Genomic DNA, 16,273 nt, shown 5'->3' with positions numbered 1-16,273 from the left:
CTCGGCCATCACGGCGGCGACCCAGACATGCGCGGGCTGACCCGCCACGGTCTCGTCCTCCGACAGGAGCCGCCCGCCGGGCTCGGCCCCCTCGTCGGCGAGGATCACCTCCGCCCCCGCGCGGCCCGCGGCGAGCGCGGCCATCAACCCCGCGGGCCCCGCGCCGATCACGAGCAGATCGCAGAAGGCGAAGGCCTTCTCGTAGCGGTCCGGGTTGTGCTCCCCCGAAAGCGCGCCGAGCCCCGCGGCCCGCCGGATCGCCGGCTCGTAGAGCCTTTCCCAGAAACGGCGCGGCCACATGAAGGTCTTGTAGTAGAAGCCCGCGCCGAGGAAAGGCGCGAAGAGGTCGTTGACCGCCATCAGGTCGAACTCGACCGAGGGCCAGGCGTTCTGAGACGCCGCCTCCAGCCCCTCGAAGACCTCCTGCACCGTCGCGCGCACGTTGGGCTCGCGCCCTGGCCCGCGTCCCACGGTCACCAGAGCGTTGGGCTCCTCGGAGCCCGCGGTCATCACCCCGCGCGGGCGGTGGTACTTGAAGCTCCGCCCCATCACCCGCACGCCCTGCGCCATCAGCGCCGCGGCCAGCGGCTCGCCCACCCGCCCGCGATAATCCCGCCCGTCGAAACGGAAGCGCACCTCTTCGGCGCCCGCGTTGCGGCCCTTGCCCGGCAGCCTCATCCGCCCGCCTCCTCGCGCGCCAGCCGCACCTCGCGGATCGCATGCGTGACCGTGTCCCGCGTGACCACCAGCCAGGCGCCGCAGCCGGCCGCGTGCTGCCACAGGTCGCGCGTCTCGCCCGCCGGGTTCGCGCGGTTGTGCAGGTAGTCGTCCCAGTCGGCCGACCACTCCTGCGTTCCGGGCCGGTCGAGCGCCACCGCCGCGCCCTTGTAGCTGAACTCGCGCCGGTCGCGCGCGCCGCAGAGCGGACACCTCAGCCGCATGAGTGTCCTCCCGCACGCCCCGCGCGCAACGCGAAGGCGCCGCGCATGTCCTTCTTCTTGGTCCAAATATCCCCGCCGGAGGCCTCCGGCGGCGCAGCCCGCGCACCGGCCCGGGGCCGCGCGCGCTCAGTGAAGATTGTGCTGGGCACCGGTCCCCTCCTCGTCCATGAGCCCGCGGCCCGTCGCGAAGCGGTCCAGCCGGTAACGCGCGGCGGGCGCGTGGTGGCGGTCGGTCGCCATCAGATGCGCGAAGGAAAAGCCCGAGCCCGGCACCGCCTTGAAGCCGCCGTAGCACCAGCCGCAGTTGAGATAGAGCCCCTCGACCGGCGCGCGGTCGATGATCGGCGAGCCGTCGGGCGTCATGTCCATGATGCCGCCCCAGGAGCGCAGCACCTTCGCCTTGCCGATCATCGGCATCAGCGTCATGCCCGCCTCCATCACGTGCTCTGCCATCGGCAGGTTCCCGCGCGCGGCATAGGAGGCGTAGAAGTCCAGGTCGCCGCCGAACACCAGCCCGCCCTTGTCCGACTGGCTGATGTAGAAATGTCCCATGCCGAAGCTCACGACGTGGTCGATCACGGGCTTCAGCCCTTCGGTGACGAAGGCCTGCAGCACGTGGCTCTCGATCGGCAGGCGCAGCCCCGCCATCGCGGCCACCTGGCTCGAGCGGCCGGCGACGACGACGCCCACCTTCTTCGCCCGGATCGCGCCGCGGGTGGTCTGCACGCCGGTCACGCGGCCCTGCTCGACGTCGATCCCGGTGACCGCGCAGTTCTGGATCAGGTCCACGCCGCGCGCATCCGCGCCGCGCGCGTAGCCCCAGGCCACCGCGTCGTGGCGCGCCGTGCCGCCGCGCGGGTGGTAGAGGCCGCCGTAGATCGGAAAGCGCGTGTTCTCGAAATCGAGGTAGGGAAGGTGCGCCCGCACCCCCTCGCGGTCCAGAAGGATCGCGTCGTCGCCCTGGTTCACCATCGCGTTGCCGCGCCGGGCGAAGGCGTCGCGCTGCCCGTCGGAGTGGAAGAGGTTGATGAGCCCGCGCTGCGAGTGCATCACGTTGAAGTTGAGCTCCTCCTCCATGCTCTCCCAGAGCTTGAGGGAATGCGAGTAGAACTCCGAGTTGCCGGGCAGGAAGTAGTTGGCGCGCACGATCGTCGTGTTGCGCCCGATGTTGCCGCCGCCGAGATAGCCCTTCTCGAGCACGGCGACATTGGTGATCCCGTGCTCGCGGGCCAGGTAATACGCAGTGGCGAGGCCGTGACCGCCACCGCCGATGATCACCATGTCGTAGGCATCTTTCGGGTCGGGATCGCGCCAGTGCGGGCGCCAGCCACGGTTGCCCGTCAGCCCCTCCTTGATCACCTTGAGCCCAGAAAAGCGCATGGTCCTCTCCCGTCGCCGGGGCGGACTGAAGCACCGCGCGGCAGGCTTGGCAATACGCCGGGCGGCGCGCGGTCGCGGTTTTCCGACACCTGCCCGTCCGCGCGGCAGCGCGTTGCGGAACGCGGGCCGCACGCCCCGCGTTTGCGTTGCGTCAAGGCGACGGCGCCCACCTGCGGCGACACTGGCCGACGCGCAGACCGGAAAGGAGCTCTCTCATGCCCGGCGTGATCCTGTGTTATTCCCTCGGCGGCACGACGCTCGCCCTCTGCGAACGGCTCGCGGGCGAGACCGGTGCCGCGCTCCACAGGGTGGACGCCGGCGGTCCCGGGCCGGGGGCGCTCGGCTACGCCGTCTGGGGGGCCCGCGCGGTGACGGGCCTCGGCGGCGCACCGGATGCGCCCCCCACCGACGTCGCCGCAGGGGCGGACTGGGCGGCGCTCGCCGCGCCGCTCTGGATCGGGCGGGCGGCGCTGCCGCTCCGGCGCTGGCTCGAACGGGCGCCGCCGCTGCCCGACCGGCTGGGCCTGATCGTGACCAGCGATTCGCCCCGCCATCCCGACCCGGCCTTCACCGAACTCGGCCGGCTCGCCGGCGTGGAGGATGCGCCGCGCCTTCACCTCACGCGCGAGACCGTGAACGCGGGGGGCGGCGACGACGAGATTGCCGCCTTCCGCGAGGCGCTCGGGGTCTGACGCCCGGGGGGGCGCGCCGCGCCGGGCGCGACCGGGACGCGGCGGTAGTCGGCCCGTGCCGCGCGGCGGCACCCGGGTCGCCGCGGGCGCACCTGCAAGCCTCACCGCGCCCCGACGATCGCGCGCAGCCGACGTCAGGCCCGACCGTGGAGCGCCTGCCGGGGGCCCCTGCCCGCCACCCGCACCCTGACCGCCGCGGCGCAGCGCCGGGCGCGGGGCCGGAGCGAAGAGGCCCGAAAGGGCCGATGAGCCCCCTCAGAGTCCCTTGGCGGTATAGCTCGCCGCCACCCGCTCGATCGCGACGAGATAGGCGGCGGTGCGCAGGTCGGGCACGTCGGACCGCGCGTTCCAGACCTCCCGCATCGACTGGTAGGCGGTGCGCATGGTGTCGTCGAGGCCCGAACGCACGAGTTCCAGTTCGTCGGCCCCGCGCAGGTATTTCGCCTTGAAGTCCGGCGAGAGGTTCCAGGCGTCGCCGAGCATGTGGTCGAGCCTTTCGAGTTCGCCGAGGATGAGCTCGTGGCGCGCCTCTTCCTGCCGGCGCTGGAGCCGGCCGAAGCGGATGTGGGAGAGGTTCTTGACCCACTCGAAATAGCTCACCGTCACGCCGCCCGCGTTGGCGTACATGTCCGGAATGATGACCGTGCCCTTGCGCCGCAGGATCTCGTCGGCCGCCGCGGTCACCGGGCCGTTCGCCGCCTCTATGATGAGCGGCGCCCTGATGCGCTCGGCGTTCTCGCGGTGGATCACCCCTTCGAGCGCGGCCGGAATCAGGATGTCGCAGTCCTCTTCCAGCACCGCGGCGCCCTCGGCGGTGTGCGTGGCGTCGGGAAAGCCGCTGACGCCTCCGTGCTTGACGATCCACTCGCGCACGGCGTGGCAGTCGATGCCCTCGGGGTTGAAGAGCGCGCCGTCGCGCTCGATGACGCCGACGAGCGTCGCGCCGTCCTCGCCGCAGAGGAAGCTCGCCGCGTGGAAGCCCACGTTGCCGAGGCCCTGCACGATCACGCGCTTGCCCTCGAGCCCGCCCTCGAGGCCCGCGGTGGCGACGTCCTCGGGGTGGCGGAAGAACTCGCGCAGCGCGTACTGCACGCCGCGGCCCGTCGCCTCCACCCGGCCCTCGATGCCGCCGCCGTTGAGCGGCTTGCCGGTCACGCAGGCGCGGGCGTTGATGTCGGTGGTGTGCATCCGGTTGTACTGATCCGCGATCCACGCCATCTCGCGGTCGGATGTGCCCATGTCGGGCGCGGGCACGTTCTGCGCCGGGTTGATGAGATCGCGCTTGATCAGCTCGTAGGCGAAGCGGCGCGTGATCTGCTCCATCTCGTGCTCGTCGTATTCCCGAGGATCGACGCAGAGCCCGCCCTTGGAGCCGCCGAAGGGCGCCTCGACCAGCGCGCACTTGTAGGTCATCAGCGCCGCCAGCGCCTCGACCTCGTCCTGATCGACGGCGAGGGCGTAGCGTATGCCGCCCTTGACCGGTTCGAGATGCTCGGAATGCACCGAGCGGTATCCCGTGAAGGTATGAACGCGGCCGCGCAGGCGCACGCCGAAGCGCACCGTGTAGGTCGCGTTGCAGACGCGGATCTTCTCCTCGAGCCCCGGGGCGAGGTCCATCAGCGCCACGGCGCGGTTGAACATCAGGTCCACGCTTTCGCGGAATGTCGGCTCGGCGGCGGGCTGTCCCATGCGCTCCTCCCTCGTCTCGTGCGCGATTCGCCCAGACCCTAGGCCGCGGCGCCGGCCATGCGCGACGCTTTTCTTTCTTCCGGGGCGGGATCGGCCACGATGGTTCGGCCGCGGCGACGATGCGGCCGCGCGGCACGGACCGGCGACGCAGCGGCGACAGCGACCTGCAACCGACCGGCCAGCGGCCACAATTTCGCCGGTTTTTCATGGAACAAGCGTCGCTGCGCGGGAGAAGGGCGACGAAGAGCGCCCGCACCGCGCCACGCGATCGGGGGCCTCGACAAGGCTTGGGGTGACGGACATGACGACCGGGAACGAAAAAACGGCTGCGCGCCACCGCATCCGCCAGGCCGCGGCGTCGCGGCTTCTGAGGCGCCGCGCCGCGCGCTTCGGACGCGGCGAGGACGGCGCTCTCGCCGTCTGGTCCATCTTCATGGTCTTGATGATGCTCATGGTCGCCGGCCTCGGCGTCGATTTCATGATGAACGAGATGCGGCGCACGCAGTTGCAGGGCACGCTCGACCGCGCCGTCCTCGCGGCGGCCGATCTCGATCAGACGCTCGAACCCCAGGCCGTTGTTCAGGACTACTTCGACAAGGCCGGCTTCGGAGACGACCTTCAGGTCGTCGAACCGGTGAGCGGGCTCAACTTCCGCACGGTCCGGGCGGAAGCCACGACGACCAGCGATCCGCTGCTGCTCAGGCTCGTGGGCGTGGACAGCCTGACCGCGCCGGCGGCCGGCACCGCGGAGGAGGTGATCCCGAACACGGAAATTTCCCTCGTGCTCGACATCTCCGGCTCCATGCGCTTCCAGGGCAGAATGGCGAATCTCAGGCCCGCGGCGCGGGACTTCGTCTCCACCGTTCTCGACGACGACGCGGCGCGCACGACCTCGATCAACGTGGTGCCCTATGCCGGGCAGACGAACCCGGGCCGCGCGATGTTCGATTACCTCGACGGTGTGCGCTTCGCCGAAAGCGGCGGGGATTACTTCCCCGAGTGGGCGCAGGACATCTCGAACGTCGTGCTCTACTACGACCGAGATTCCGACGGCGCGATCGACTACGCCGCGAAGCTCGAAGGCTTTCCCGACGGCGAAGAGCCGGGCCACCTCGGCAACGATCTCGACGACTACTTCGCCCTCGTCCGCGATTTCGTGGCCCGCCAGAGCGGCGCGATCGCGCCCGACATGGTGCCCCGCGGCGCCTCGATCCGCGGCGGCGGACAGGAGACCACCTATTTCGCCTATGCCGACGACACCAACGGGCCGGCCGCGGACACCGGGCCGACGCTCAACAGCGGGCCGGGCGCGGACCTCGAACTGGCCTATTCCGATTTCGCGGCCGCGGCCATGCCGGACGTCGCCTCCTGCCTCGAGATCCGCGAGGGCGACTTCGACAGCGCCGGGCTTCTGCCGACGGGCCGGCCGCAGGTGCCGCACTTCATGAACTGGACGATCGCCGCCAACGTGATGGACTGGGGCTGGTGCCCGGAGGACGACACCCGCATCCAGTACGCCCAGAACGACGAGACGGCGCTGCACGACTTTATCAACGACATCAGGATGCACGACGGCACCGGGACGCATTACGCGATGAAATGGGCGCTCGCCCTGCTCGATCCCGCGACGCGGCCGGCGTTCCAGCATCTCAACACGGCCGGCCAGGTGCCCGACGACTTCGCGGACCGCCCGTCCGACTGGAACGCGGAGGGCTGGCGCAAGGTCGTCGTGCTGATGACCGATGGCCAGATCACGCCGCAGGTGCGCCCGACCGACCCGCTCGACATCGAGAACGCCAGCGTCGAGCTTCTCAACCAGGACAACGCGGCGCGCACCAATATCACGAACGCCTCCACGAACGTGCAGAGCTTCTACGCGCAGTGCGATCTGGCCAAGGCCAACGGGGTGACGATCTACACCATCGCCTTCGAGGCGCCCTCGGGAGCCCAGACCGAGATGGCCAACTGCGCATCCTCGCCCTCGCATTACTTCAACGTCGATGGCGTGGAGATCGCTGACGCGTTCGACGCGATCGCCCGTCAGATCAACCAGCTCAGGCTGACCCAATGATCCGCCGCACCCTGGAAAGGCTCACCCGCTTCGCCCGGCACGAGGACGGCAATCCGACCGTCGAGTTCGTGATCTGGTTCCCGTTCCTCTTTCTCTTCATGTATGCCTCGTTCGAACTCAGCCTTCTGACCATGCGCCACGCCATGCTGGAGCGCGGTCTCGACATCGCCGTGCGCGAGATCCGCCTCGGGACCGGCACGGCGCCGCAGCACGACGACATCAAGGACGCGGTCTGCGGCAACGCGATCGTGGTGCCCGACTGCGACGCGAACCTCCGCCTCGAAATGCGGCCCACCGACATGCGCGACTGGGCCGGATTGCCGACGGAGGCCGACTGCACCGACCGCTCGGAGGAGGCGCGCCCGCTCCGGGAATTCACGCCCGGCGTCTCCAACGAGCTGATGCTTCTGCGCGCCTGCCTCAAGGTCAGCCCCCTGTCGCCGACGAGCTGGTTCATCGACTACCTGGAGACCGACGGCGCGGGCGACGTCTCCATCGTCGCAACCTCCGCCTTCGTTCAGGAACCGTGATGAAACAGATCGCACAGCGCCGCCTGTTCCGCCGCCTGACCCGGTTCGCCCGCGACGACGCGGCGAGCCTCACGGTCGAGGCCGTCATCCTGATGCCGATGCTGTTCTGGGCCTTCGGCGCGACTTTTCTCTTCTTCGACATGTTCCGCGAGAGCACGGTCAGCGAGAAGGCGGCCTACACCGTCGGCGACATGCTCTCGCGCGAGACGAACGCGATCACGCCCACCTACATGGACAACACGCTCACGCTGTTCAGCACCCTCAGCGGCGTGCCGCAGGAGGACATCGGCCTGCGTGTCTCCGTGATCCGCTGGGACGAAGATGACGAGGTCTACGATCTGCGGTGGTCGCAGGCACGCGGCGGCACCGCGCCGCTCGAAGCCGATCTGGTCGAAACCTGGGAGGACACCCTCCCGATCATGGTGGACGAGGAACAGATCATCCTCGTCGAGACCTTCGTGGACTATTCCCCCTTCATGAACGTCGGTCTCGGGGACACGATGCTCGACACCTTCGTCTACACCCGGCCGCGCTTTGCGCCGCAACTCGTCTGGGAGGACTGAGCGTCAGCGCGCGCCGCGCATGGCGAGGCGGACCTGAATCGCGTCCGCCATCGCCCGCGCCGGGCCTCGCGGCGTCAGCCCGCCGACCCCGACGCGCCGCCCCGTCCGCCACCAAAGGCCCGGCCGCCACGTCCGCGGCGCCGGTGCGGCGAGCTTGAGCAGGAACCCGTTGGAGGGCTTGAACGCGAAGATCCCCCGGTCGATCGCCGCGATCTCGTCGAAGTCGGCGATCACCGTGCCGTCCGAGTCGCGCAGGCCCGTCTCCGTCATCTCCACCGCGTTGCCTGTCGCGTGCCAGATGCGCACCGCGGCCCAGAGCGCGAGCGCCCCGAGCCCCAGCAGGAATGCCAGCCAGAGCGGCGAAGCCGGCGGCGCGACAACCGCGAGCCAGAGCAGGAGCCCGCCCAAGGCCGCGACGATCGCCGTGCCGATCGCACGCCGCGCCGGCGCCGGCTGCAGCGCGAGGATGACCTCGTCCGTCTCGTTCGTCATGCCTGCGCTCCCTACGGCCCGATCCCGGCCCTGTTAGCGCAGCCCGGCCGGGCTGACGAGAGGCCGCGCGCGGGCGCCCCGCCGCGGGGGTCTGGCGGCCATGATCGATCTTCGGAGAGGGATCGGGGCTGCAAGCTCGAACCCTGCAACGGCGATGACGACGACCGGCGAAAGGATGGCGCAGTCGCGCCCATCGAGCGGCGAGCGCGCCATCGGTCCGGGCATCGCCCGGAGGCCGATGGCGACCTGCTGCGCGAGAGGCCGGCCGGTGCGGCCGCGCGCATCACGGACGCCCCGGCGGACAGGGCCGAAACGCCGCGCGGCTCAGGCCGGCGCCGCCCCGGCGCCGACGATCCCGCGGGCCATCCGGCGGTGGATCTCCACCACGTCCCCGAGGCTCAGGCGGCCGCTGTCGCGATACCAGGTGTTGATCCCGTTGAGCATGGCGATGAGACCGATCGCCGCGATCTTCGGGTCAGGCACGACGAAGACGCCCTCTGCCCGCCCATCGCGCAGGATCGCCTCCGGCCACGCCTCGTAGTCGCGGCGCAGCCCCTCGATCACGCGGAAGTTGCCGGGCGAGAGGTTGCGCAACTCCATGTAGGCGATGAAGACCGCGTCGGGACGCGCACGGTGAAAGCGGATGTGGAAGTCCACGAACTGGTCGAGACGCGCGTCCGGGGTCTGCGCCGGCGGCAGCGCCGCGACCGCCGCGAGAAGCTCGCGCAGGTGCTCGGCCATCAGCGAAAAGAGCAGCGTCTGCTTGTCCGGCGTATGGGTGTAGAGCGCGCCGGCCTGCACGCCGACCTCCGCCGCGATGCGGCGCATGGAGACGGCGGCATAGCCGTGACGCGCGAAAAGCCGCAACGCGGCCGCACGCATCCGGCGGTCCGTCTCGGCCGCGTCGTGTCCCCGGCGTTTCGCCATGGCGCGAGAATTTCCTGAACGCGCGTTCAGATCAAGCCATGCGCTGGACGCGCCGGCGGCGTTGATGCAGGCTCGCCGCATGCGTGGCCTCCCTGCCCTCGTCCTTCTGCTTGCCGCCTGCACGGCCGCACCGGACCCTGAGGGCGTGCCGGAGAGCGCGGGCGCCTATCCGCCGCTCCTGCCGCTCGAGGCGGTGCTCGGGCCGGAGGCACCGCCGCGCGCCGGTCCGGGCGAGGCCGCGCAGCTGGCAGCGCGGGCGGCGGCGCTGCGGGTGCGGGCGGCGACGCTGCGCGCCGGCCCCTGACGGGCGCCTGACGGGTGCCTGCCGGGCACCTGACGGGCGTCCCGCGTTGCACGGGCCGGCGGATCGGGCTAGAGCCGCCGCATTCGCAGCATCTCGAGGAACCCGCACATGGCTGATCCCCTTCGCCTCGGCATCGCCGGGCTCGGCACGGTGGGCGCCGGCGTCGTCAAGATCGTGCGCCGCAAGGCGGAGTTGATCGCGGCGCGCGCGGGCCGCCCGGTGACGATCTCGGCGGTCTCTGCGCGCACGCGCGACAAGGACCGCGGCGTGCGGCTCGACGATTACGCCTGGGAGGACGACCCGGTGGCGCTCGCCCGGCGCGACGACGTCGATGTGCTCGTGGAGTTGATGGGCGGCGCAGACGGCCCGGCGAAGGCCGCCACCGAGGCCGCGCTCGCCGCCGGCAAGGACGTGGTGACCGCGAACAAGGCGATGCTCGCCCTGCACGGCCCCGACCTCGCCGAGGCGGCGGAGAGCCGGGGCCGCGTGCTGCGTTTCGAGGCGGCGGTCGCCGGCGGCATCCCGGTGGTCAAGGCGCTGACCGAGGGGCTCGCCGGCAACGAGATCGAGCGCGTGCTCGGCGTGATGAACGGGACGTGCAACTACATCCTCACCCGGATGGAGAGCGCGGGGCTCGACTACGGGACCGTCTTCGACGAGGCGAACCAGCTCGGCTTCCTCGAGGCCGACCCGGCGCTCGACGTCGGCGGGATCGACGCGGGCCACAAGCTCGCCCTGCTCGCCTCGATCGCCTACGGCGTGCGCGTGCCCTTCGACCAGGTCGCGCTCGAAGGGATCGAGCGCGTCTCCATCGACGACATCGGGCGCGCGCGCGACCTCGGCTTCCGGATCAAGCTCCTCGGCGTCGCGCAGATGACGGGCCGCGGGCTCGAGGCGCGGATGTCGCCGTGCCTCGTGCCGGCCGACACGCCGCTCGGCCAGTTGGAGGGACCGACGAACATGTGCGTCCTGGAAGGCGACGCCTCGGGCCAGATCGTGCTCCGCGGCGCGGGCGCCGGCGAGGGGCCGACGGCGAGCGCCGTCATGGCGGACGTGATCGACGTGGCCCGCGGCACGCGGCTTTCGACCTTCGGGGTGCCGGCGCGGACGCTGGGCGAGGTGACGCTGGCGCGGTCGGTGACGCCCGCGCCCTACTACCTGCGCATGGAGTTGATGGACCGGCCCGGCGCGCTCGCCAAGATCGCCACCGTGCTCGGCGAGGCGGGCATCTCCATCGACCGGATGCGGCAATACCGCCACGCGGCCGACACGGCGCCGGTGCTGATCGTCACCCACGCCTGCGCCCGCGACGCGCTGGACGCCGCGCTCGCGGCGATGCCGGCGACCGGCGTTCTGGCGACCGAGCCGGTGGCGCTCCGGATCGAGAGCGTCTGAGCCGGGCGCGGCGCAAGCGGTTTGAAAACCGCTTGAGCAAGGCGCTTGCAAGCGCCTTGCGCGCGGCCCCTTCCCCTCGGGCATCGCCTCGGGAATAGTGCGGCCATGATCCGAGTCCCCTGCCGCGCGCATGTCTGACCCAGCCGCCGACGCCCGGCCGGGCCTGCCGGTCACCGAACTGGCCAACGCCATCGTCGCCTTTCTCTTCGCGGCCTCGGCGCCGGTGGCGATCATCCTGGCCGCCGGGGCGCGCGGCGGGCTGACGGAGGCCGACCTCGCGTCCTGGCTCTTCGCGGCCTTCGCGCTGAACGGCGCGCTGACCATCGCGATGTCGGCCGCCTTCCGCCAGCCCCTGGCCTTCTTCTGGACGATCCCCGGCACGGTGCTCGTCGGCGCGGCGCTCGAGACCGTCTCGCTGGGCGAGGTGGTGGGCGCCTATCTCCTGAGCGGGCTCCTGCTGATCGTCCTCGGGCTCACCGGCTGGGTGAAGGCGGCGATGGAGCGGCTGCCGATGCCGATCGTCATGGGCATGGTGGCCGGCGTCTTTCTCGAGTTCGGGCTCGACTGGATCCGGGCCTTCGCCACGGATTTCGCGCTCGTCGTCACGATGACGGCAACCTTCGTCATGCTCTCCCTCTCGCCTGCGGTCCAGCGCGCCCTGCCCCCGATGATCGGGGTGCTCGTGGCGGGTGTCGCGGTCCTCGTCCTGCAGGGCGAGGCGCCCGGGCTCGCCACCGGCGACCGGATTCTCGCCGCGCCGCAGCTCTACCGGCCGGAGTTCAGCCTCGCCGCGACGGCGGAGCTCGTCGTGCCGCTCGCCGTCACGGTGATCGCGGCGCAGAACGCGCAGGGGATCGTGATCCTGCGCACCGCGGGCCACGCGCCGCCGGTCAACGCCATTACCACGGCCTGCGGCGCGGCCTCCATGGTGACGGGGCCTTTGGGCTGCGTCTCGACCTGTCTCACGGGGCCGTCGAACGCGATCCTCGTCTCCTCGGGGCGGGTCGAGCGGCACTGGATCGCGGCGGTCTGTCTCGGCCTCCTCGCGATCGCCTTCGGCGTCTTCGCGCCCGCGGTGACGCAGCTTCTGCTCGCCACGCCCGTCGCCTTCATGGCGACGCTCGCGGGTCTCGCGCTCCTGCGCACGCTGCTCGCGGCGTTTCAGACGTCCTTCGGCGGACGCTTCGGGCTCGGCGCGATGATCGCCTTCCTGGTCACGGTGGCGGGGCTGCCCATCGCCAATATCGGCGCCCCCTTCTGGGGGCTCGTCTTCGGCCTCGCGGCGAGCCTGCTGCTCGAGCGGGAGGATTTCCGCGCCTGAGCGCCCGTGCCGGCTCGACTTGCCCCGGGGCACGGGCTAGAGACCGGAAAAGCCACCAGGACCGGGACCGATGCGGAGACTTCTGCGCCTGCTGCCGTTGCTCGCCGCGCTCGCCGCGGTGGCCTGCGGCGTCCCGCCGGACGGCGCGCCCGCCCCCGGGGCTCCGGCGGAGGTCGCGCGCCTCGCGCGGGCGATCGAGGCGCTCGGGCCGGAGGTCGACCCGGAGGAGGCCGCCCGCGCCGCGCGCATCGCCTACGCCCATACCTACCGCCTCGCGGAAGACTACGAGATCGAGGACCCGCCGCTCGTGCACAACACGAAGGTCAACCTCGGGCTGAAGCCGCGCGGGCTCTGCTGGCACTGGGCCGAGGACATGGAGACGCGCCTCGCGGAAGAACGGTTCGAGACGCTCGATCTCCACCGCGCCATCGCCAACGCCGACAACCCCTTCCGGATCGAGCATTCGACGGCGATCGTCTCGGCGCGCGGGGCCTCGATGTTCGACGGGATCGTGCTCGACCCGTGGCGGCGCGGCGGCGTCCTCTTCTGGGAGCACACGCAGGCGGACACCGACTACGGCTGGCGCCCGCGCGGGCTGGTCCTGTCCGAGAAGCGCCGGCGCGCGCAGTCCACGGCCTTCGTGCCGCAGCGCCCCTGAGTCAGACGGCGCGGACCGCGCGGGACAGGCGCGAGAGCACCTCCGGGCCGTCCTCGCGGAGGATCACCACCTCCTCGAGGCGGATTCCGAAACGCCCTTCGAGGTAGATCCCCGGCTCGATGGTGAAGACCATGCCGGGGGTGAGCACCGTGTCCGATCCGGCCGCGATCCATGGCGGTTCGTGCGGCTCGAGGCCCATGCCGTGCCCGGTGCGATGCAGGAACTGCGGCCCGTGGCCTGCCGCCTCGACCACCGCGCGCGCGGCGCGGTCCACATCGCCCGCGCGCGCCCCCGGCCGCGCGGCGGCGAGCGCCGCCTGCACCGCGTCCTCCACGACGGCATGCACCTCGGCATATCCCTCCGGCGGCCGACCCACCGCGGCCATGCGCGTGATGTCGGAAGAGACGGCGCCCTGCCGCGCACCGATGTCGACCACCACCGCGTCGCCCTCCCGCAGCCGGGCCGCACCGGTGTGGTGATGCGGAAAGGCGCCGTTCGGCCCCGCGCCGACGATGGTGAAAAGCGGTCGCGCCCCCCGCTCCCGGAAGACGGCGCGCGCCGCCTCGGCGAGTTCGGCCTCGGTCACGCCCGGGGCGATGGCGGCGAAGACCGCCTCCATCGCCGCGTCGGCAATCGCCGCATTGGCCCGCAGGCCGTCCTGCTCGGCGGCGTCCTTGACCATGCGCAGCGGCCCCATCAGGGCACCGGCGAGCCGCGGCTCGGCGCCCGGCAACGCGCGCATGGCGAGCAGCGCGAAATCGGCGCGCATCGCGTCGTCGAGCGCCACCCGGCGCGCATCGCGGGCGCCCAGCGCATCGAGGGCCGCGGCGAGCGCCGCCTGCGGCCCGTCGGCGTCGGCCCATGTCCACATCGGCAGGTCGACCTTTGCGCGCATCTCGGCCGCATTGAGCGCGGGTATCAACACCCCCGCGTCCGCCGGCGTGACCAGCAGGAGGCAGGGGCGCTCGTCCGGCATGGGGTGAAACCCGAGCACCCATTGCATGTGCGGGCCGGGCCCCAGCGCCACGAGTTCCGTCTCCGCCGCGGCCATCGCCGCCTGCAGTTCAGCCAACCGATCCTGCATGCGCATCGCTCCTTCCGTCGCACAGCCTGCATCGCACGGATCGCGACGCGACGCGAGCAGCGCGTCCACCGGCATCGCTCCCGCGGATCAGCGTCCCCGCCACGGCAGATGCGGGGGCGGCGGGACGCGCGCGTCCCCTGCGGCGGTCCGCCGGCGTGGCCGGCGCGCGGACCCGGGGCGCGCCGGCCCTCCGGGCCGGCACCTCTCGTCGCTCCGAAGCGGGGCGACCGGGCCAGATTCACGCCGCGCGTGCGTTGCGTGTCGGGCACGGCGGGGCGACCACGGCGCAGGAACCGCTTGGTCCAAGGGGCAAGCCGGACTACCGATGGTGGTGCCGAGCGGAGGGAGGGACCGGCCCATGCGATGCCTGCGCCGCGGCGCCTTGGCGCTCCTTCTCGTCCTCGCCCTCGCCCTGCCCGTCGCGGCGGAACGCGAACGCCTCGGGTACGGACGGCTCGTCGTGAACGATCAGTTCGGCGACACGAGGGACCGCGACCGCACCGGCGCCTACGCCTCCAGCCGCGTCTGGGGGCCGACATGGAGCGGCCGCCTGCCGACGCGGCCCGGCGCGCTGCTGGAGCTTCGGTTCCACGGCGAGATCATGACGCCCCGCAACCTCGTGCGGCCGCGCCCCGGCGACCGGCCCTACGCGGGTGCGCTGTCGCTGGGGCTGCACAGCCACTTCCGCCGCGGCGCGACCGAGATCGCAGCGGGGGCGGATCTCGTCGTGACCGGCCCGCAGACGGGCCTCGGCGATCTTCAGGGCGCGCTGCACGAGGTGCTGCAGTCCCCTGTGCCCTCGAAGCGGGTGCTCGATGACCAGATCCCGAACGGCGTGCACCCGACCCTGGTGGCAGAGATCGGGCGTGAGGTCGCCCTCGGCCGCGGACGGCTGCGCCCCTTCATCGAGGCGCGACTCGGCGCCGAGACGCTGCTGCGGGCGGGCGCCGACCTGACCCTCGGCCCCGTCGGCGCCGGAGAGCTTCTGGTGCGGGAGGCCTCGACCGGCCATCGCTACCGCGTGGTGACACGCGACGCGCGGGGGACGAGTTTCCTGCTCGGCGCGGATATCGCCGCCGTCCGGTCGAGCGTCTTTCTTCCCGAGAGCCGGGGCCATGATCTGACCGCGCGCCGGCGCCTCCGCGCCGGGCTGCACTGGCAGGGCGAGGGCCGCGCGGTCTTCTACGGGCTGGCATGGCTCGGCCCCGAGTTCGAGCGTCAGGAGAGCGGACAGCTCCTCGGCGCGCTCCGCCTCGACATCTGGTTCTGAAGCGATCCGGGCGCGATTTTTCCGCCGCGACAGGGCTTGCACCGCCGCCGCGGTGACGCTATCCACCGGCGCACCGCTGGGGTGTAGCCAAGTGGTAAGGCAGCGGTTTTTGGTACCGTGTACCGTAGGTTCGAATCCTACCACCCCAGCCATTTTCTTGCGTTTAACCATTGGATTTCAAAGGGCGGGACGGCTCCGCTCCGGCAGTGGTACCGGGGTGTCGTTTGGAACCGTCCCGGACGGGTGGCAGCTTTCCACAACGAAAAGGGGACAAGACCGTCACCGATACGGGGGCGAGGTGCTACGGGGGCGAGCTGCGTGTTGGCGGCTCCTGGCGGCACGACGGCGAGCAACTTCTGACCTGCCTTCAGCAAGCTGCGTGACCGCCTGCGTCACCCATTGCCGCACTGCACTACGGGCGCCGCGGGGGCGCGCACTGCCGCCGACGGCGATTGCATTGCCCTCGGCAAACGAGGACGGCACCACCACAGGGCAAACGACCCGCGACCGCGTCGGCGCTCACGGGTCGATCATCCGGACCGCGGTGAACCACGTATCAACCGACGCGACGCCATGAATGGGCCTTGGCAGCCCTGGAAAACGGGTCTTCCGCCGGGCCGAAGGCCGCCGCGCCGCACGAAGATGTCAGACGGTAAACCCGTTCGTTGGCTGTTCGCCCCAGGGATTACCGTCACGATCAATCCCACCGATCGGCCGGCTGAACTGTTGCCCGCCGTGGATATTGTTGTGCCAGTGCTCGCGGACGATAGAGCCCGACCGGTAACGGTAATGGGTCGAACCGGAGCGTTGACGCCCTTGTCGTGGATCCTCTCCAGCGGCCGCATTGGCTGCGCGGTCTCCCGCGGTTGCATAAACCCGGTTTACATTCGCCCCTTCCAGGCCTCTGCGCCGCGTCGTGTCGACGGTCGCTGGATTTCCATTCGGTGCCATCGAAA

Annotated in this window: 17 protein-coding genes and 1 tRNA gene; 10 read left to right on the top strand and 8 right to left on the bottom strand. The window is 71.4% G+C overall.

The features are described 5' to 3' along the window. From ACESL7_RS04570 to ACESL7_RS04560, 3 genes are all read right to left on the bottom strand, one after another. Positions 1 to 678: 2Fe-2S iron-sulfur cluster-binding protein (locus tag ACESL7_RS04570; RefSeq protein ID WP_372891889.1), on the bottom strand; the 678-nt coding region annotated here is incomplete at its 3' end. Next, positions 675 to 941, bottom strand: coding sequence for a sarcosine oxidase subunit delta (locus tag ACESL7_RS04565; RefSeq protein WP_372891887.1), 267 nt, complete (start codon positions 939 to 941; stop codon positions 675 to 677). The genes ACESL7_RS04565 and ACESL7_RS04570, both read right to left, overlap by 4 nt. A 126-nt stretch (positions 942 to 1,067) precedes the next feature. Beyond that, positions 1,068 to 2,321 (bottom strand): sarcosine oxidase subunit beta family protein, encoded by a 1,254-nt coding sequence (locus ACESL7_RS04560; RefSeq protein ID WP_372891885.1) that lies wholly within the window; start codon positions 2,319 to 2,321, stop codon positions 1,068 to 1,070. Between the two features lie 215 nt (positions 2,322 to 2,536). On the opposite strand from ACESL7_RS04560, the gene ACESL7_RS04555 reads away from it, so the two are divergent. After that, positions 2,537 to 3,013: a hypothetical protein gene (locus ACESL7_RS04555; RefSeq protein ID WP_372891883.1), complete on the top strand. Its 477-nt coding sequence runs from the start codon at positions 2,537 to 2,539 to the stop codon at positions 3,011 to 3,013. 255 nt (positions 3,014 to 3,268) lie between these two features. Here ACESL7_RS04555 and ACESL7_RS04550 read toward each other — a convergent pair whose 3' ends face one another. Then, positions 3,269 to 4,702 (bottom strand): Glu/Leu/Phe/Val family dehydrogenase, encoded by a 1,434-nt coding sequence (locus ACESL7_RS04550; RefSeq protein ID WP_372891881.1) that lies wholly within the window; start codon positions 4,700 to 4,702, stop codon positions 3,269 to 3,271. Positions 4,703 to 5,003: 301 nt separating this feature from the next. Between ACESL7_RS04550 and ACESL7_RS04545 the strand changes: the two genes are divergently transcribed. The 3 genes from ACESL7_RS04545 to ACESL7_RS04535 are packed head-to-tail and all read left to right on the top strand — an operon-like array spanning position 5,004 to position 7,866. Further along, positions 5,004 to 6,773: a pilus assembly protein TadG-related protein gene (locus ACESL7_RS04545; RefSeq protein ID WP_372891879.1), complete on the top strand. Its 1,770-nt coding sequence runs from the start codon at positions 5,004 to 5,006 to the stop codon at positions 6,771 to 6,773. Continuing rightward, positions 6,770 to 7,303, top strand: a complete 534-nt coding sequence (locus tag ACESL7_RS04540; RefSeq protein ID WP_372891877.1) for a TadE/TadG family type IV pilus assembly protein — start codon at positions 6,770 to 6,772, stop codon at positions 7,301 to 7,303. Before ACESL7_RS04545 ends, ACESL7_RS04540 begins: the two co-directional genes overlap by 4 nt. Next, the gene (locus ACESL7_RS04535) at positions 7,303 to 7,866 is read left to right on the top strand and encodes a TadE/TadG family type IV pilus assembly protein (protein WP_372891875.1); all 564 of its coding nucleotides are present in this window, start codon (positions 7,303 to 7,305) and stop codon (positions 7,864 to 7,866) included. Before ACESL7_RS04540 ends, ACESL7_RS04535 begins: the two co-directional genes overlap by 1 nt. Before the next feature lie 3 nt (positions 7,867 to 7,869). On the opposite strand, the gene ACESL7_RS04530 is transcribed toward ACESL7_RS04535, so the two are convergent. After that, complete coding sequence (locus tag ACESL7_RS04530) at positions 7,870 to 8,358, bottom strand: hypothetical protein (RefSeq protein WP_372891873.1); 489 nt, start codon at positions 8,356 to 8,358, stop codon at positions 7,870 to 7,872. A 324-nt stretch (positions 8,359 to 8,682) separates the two neighbouring features. Beyond that, a complete protein-coding gene (locus tag ACESL7_RS04525; protein ID WP_372891871.1) occupies positions 8,683 to 9,285 on the bottom strand; it encodes a TetR/AcrR family transcriptional regulator in 603 nt (200 codons plus the stop codon). A 79-nt stretch (positions 9,286 to 9,364) separates the two neighbouring features. On the opposite strand from ACESL7_RS04525, the gene ACESL7_RS04520 reads away from it, so the two are divergent. From ACESL7_RS04520 to ACESL7_RS04505, 4 genes are all read left to right on the top strand, one after another. Further along, on the top strand, positions 9,365 to 9,589 hold the full coding sequence (locus tag ACESL7_RS04520) for a hypothetical protein (RefSeq protein ID WP_372891869.1): 225 nt from the start codon (positions 9,365 to 9,367) through the stop codon (positions 9,587 to 9,589). Between the two features lie 108 nt (positions 9,590 to 9,697). Beyond that, the gene (locus ACESL7_RS04515; RefSeq protein WP_372891867.1) at positions 9,698 to 10,984 is read left to right on the top strand and encodes a homoserine dehydrogenase; all 1,287 of its coding nucleotides are present in this window, start codon (positions 9,698 to 9,700) and stop codon (positions 10,982 to 10,984) included. Positions 10,985 to 11,114: 130 nt separating this feature from the next. After that, positions 11,115 to 12,305, top strand: a complete 1,191-nt coding sequence (locus tag ACESL7_RS04510) for a benzoate/H(+) symporter BenE family transporter (protein WP_372891865.1) — start codon at positions 11,115 to 11,117, stop codon at positions 12,303 to 12,305. 70 nt (positions 12,306 to 12,375) lie between these two features. Then, positions 12,376 to 12,963 carry a hypothetical protein gene (locus ACESL7_RS04505; RefSeq protein WP_372891863.1) on the top strand — a complete coding sequence of 196 codons (588 nt, stop codon included), beginning with the start codon at positions 12,376 to 12,378 and terminating at the stop codon, positions 12,961 to 12,963. A gap of 1 nt (position 12,964) precedes the next feature. Here ACESL7_RS04505 and ACESL7_RS04500 read toward each other — a convergent pair whose 3' ends face one another. Beyond that, positions 12,965 to 14,047 carry a M24 family metallopeptidase gene (locus ACESL7_RS04500; RefSeq protein ID WP_372891861.1) on the bottom strand — a complete coding sequence of 361 codons (1,083 nt, stop codon included), beginning with the start codon at positions 14,045 to 14,047 and terminating at the stop codon, positions 12,965 to 12,967. A 358-nt stretch (positions 14,048 to 14,405) separates the two neighbouring features. On the opposite strand from ACESL7_RS04500, the gene ACESL7_RS04495 reads away from it, so the two are divergent. Together ACESL7_RS04495 and ACESL7_RS04490 are read left to right on the top strand one after the other, a co-directional pair. Beyond that, a complete protein-coding gene (locus ACESL7_RS04495; RefSeq protein ID WP_372891860.1) occupies positions 14,406 to 15,317 on the top strand; it encodes a lipid A-modifier LpxR family protein in 912 nt (303 codons plus the stop codon). 77 nt (positions 15,318 to 15,394) lie between these two features. Continuing rightward, a tRNA-Gln gene (locus ACESL7_RS04490) sits at positions 15,395 to 15,469 on the top strand. A 493-nt stretch (positions 15,470 to 15,962) separates the two neighbouring features. On the opposite strand, the gene ACESL7_RS04485 is transcribed toward ACESL7_RS04490, so the two are convergent. Beyond that, positions 15,963 to 16,273: hypothetical protein (locus ACESL7_RS04485; RefSeq protein ID WP_372891858.1), on the bottom strand; the 311-nt coding region annotated here is incomplete at its 5' end.

This window comes from Rhodosalinus sp., from assembly GCF_041685465.1.
GTDB lineage: Bacteria > Pseudomonadota > Alphaproteobacteria > Rhodobacterales > Rhodobacteraceae > Rhodosalinus.
Note: the sequence above shows the minus strand (reverse complement) of the source record. Positions and strands in the feature narration are given on the sequence as shown.

Bases quoted from the DNA above. Each gene is read 5' to 3' on its own strand.
- ACESL7_RS04565 (WP_372891887.1), bottom strand. From the start codon at position 941: ATGCGGCTGAGGTGTCCGCTCTGCGGCGCGCGCGACCGGCGCGAGTTC.
- ACESL7_RS04560 (WP_372891885.1), bottom strand. From the start codon at position 2,321: ATGCGCTTTTCTGGGCTCAAGGTGATCAAGGAGGGGCTGACGGGCAAC.
- ACESL7_RS04555 (WP_372891883.1), top strand. From the start codon at position 2,537: ATGCCCGGCGTGATCCTGTGTTATTCCCTCGGCGGCACGACGCTCGCC.
- ACESL7_RS04550 (WP_372891881.1), bottom strand. From the start codon at position 4,702: ATGGGACAGCCCGCCGCCGAGCCGACATTCCGCGAAAGCGTGGACCTG.
- ACESL7_RS04545 (WP_372891879.1), top strand. From the start codon at position 5,004: ATGACGACCGGGAACGAAAAAACGGCTGCGCGCCACCGCATCCGCCAG.
- ACESL7_RS04540 (WP_372891877.1), top strand. From the start codon at position 6,770: ATGATCCGCCGCACCCTGGAAAGGCTCACCCGCTTCGCCCGGCACGAG.
- ACESL7_RS04535 (WP_372891875.1), top strand. From the start codon at position 7,303: ATGAAACAGATCGCACAGCGCCGCCTGTTCCGCCGCCTGACCCGGTTC.
- ACESL7_RS04530 (WP_372891873.1), bottom strand. From the start codon at position 8,358: ATGACGAACGAGACGGACGAGGTCATCCTCGCGCTGCAGCCGGCGCCG.
- ACESL7_RS04525 (WP_372891871.1), bottom strand. From the start codon at position 9,285: ATGGCGAAACGCCGGGGACACGACGCGGCCGAGACGGACCGCCGGATG.
- ACESL7_RS04520 (WP_372891869.1), top strand. From the start codon at position 9,365: ATGCGTGGCCTCCCTGCCCTCGTCCTTCTGCTTGCCGCCTGCACGGCC.
- ACESL7_RS04515 (WP_372891867.1), top strand. From the start codon at position 9,698: ATGGCTGATCCCCTTCGCCTCGGCATCGCCGGGCTCGGCACGGTGGGC.
- ACESL7_RS04510 (WP_372891865.1), top strand. From the start codon at position 11,115: ATGTCTGACCCAGCCGCCGACGCCCGGCCGGGCCTGCCGGTCACCGAA.
- ACESL7_RS04505 (WP_372891863.1), top strand. From the start codon at position 12,376: ATGCGGAGACTTCTGCGCCTGCTGCCGTTGCTCGCCGCGCTCGCCGCG.
- ACESL7_RS04500 (WP_372891861.1), bottom strand. From the start codon at position 14,047: ATGCAGGATCGGTTGGCTGAACTGCAGGCGGCGATGGCCGCGGCGGAG.
- ACESL7_RS04495 (WP_372891860.1), top strand. From the start codon at position 14,406: ATGCGATGCCTGCGCCGCGGCGCCTTGGCGCTCCTTCTCGTCCTCGCC.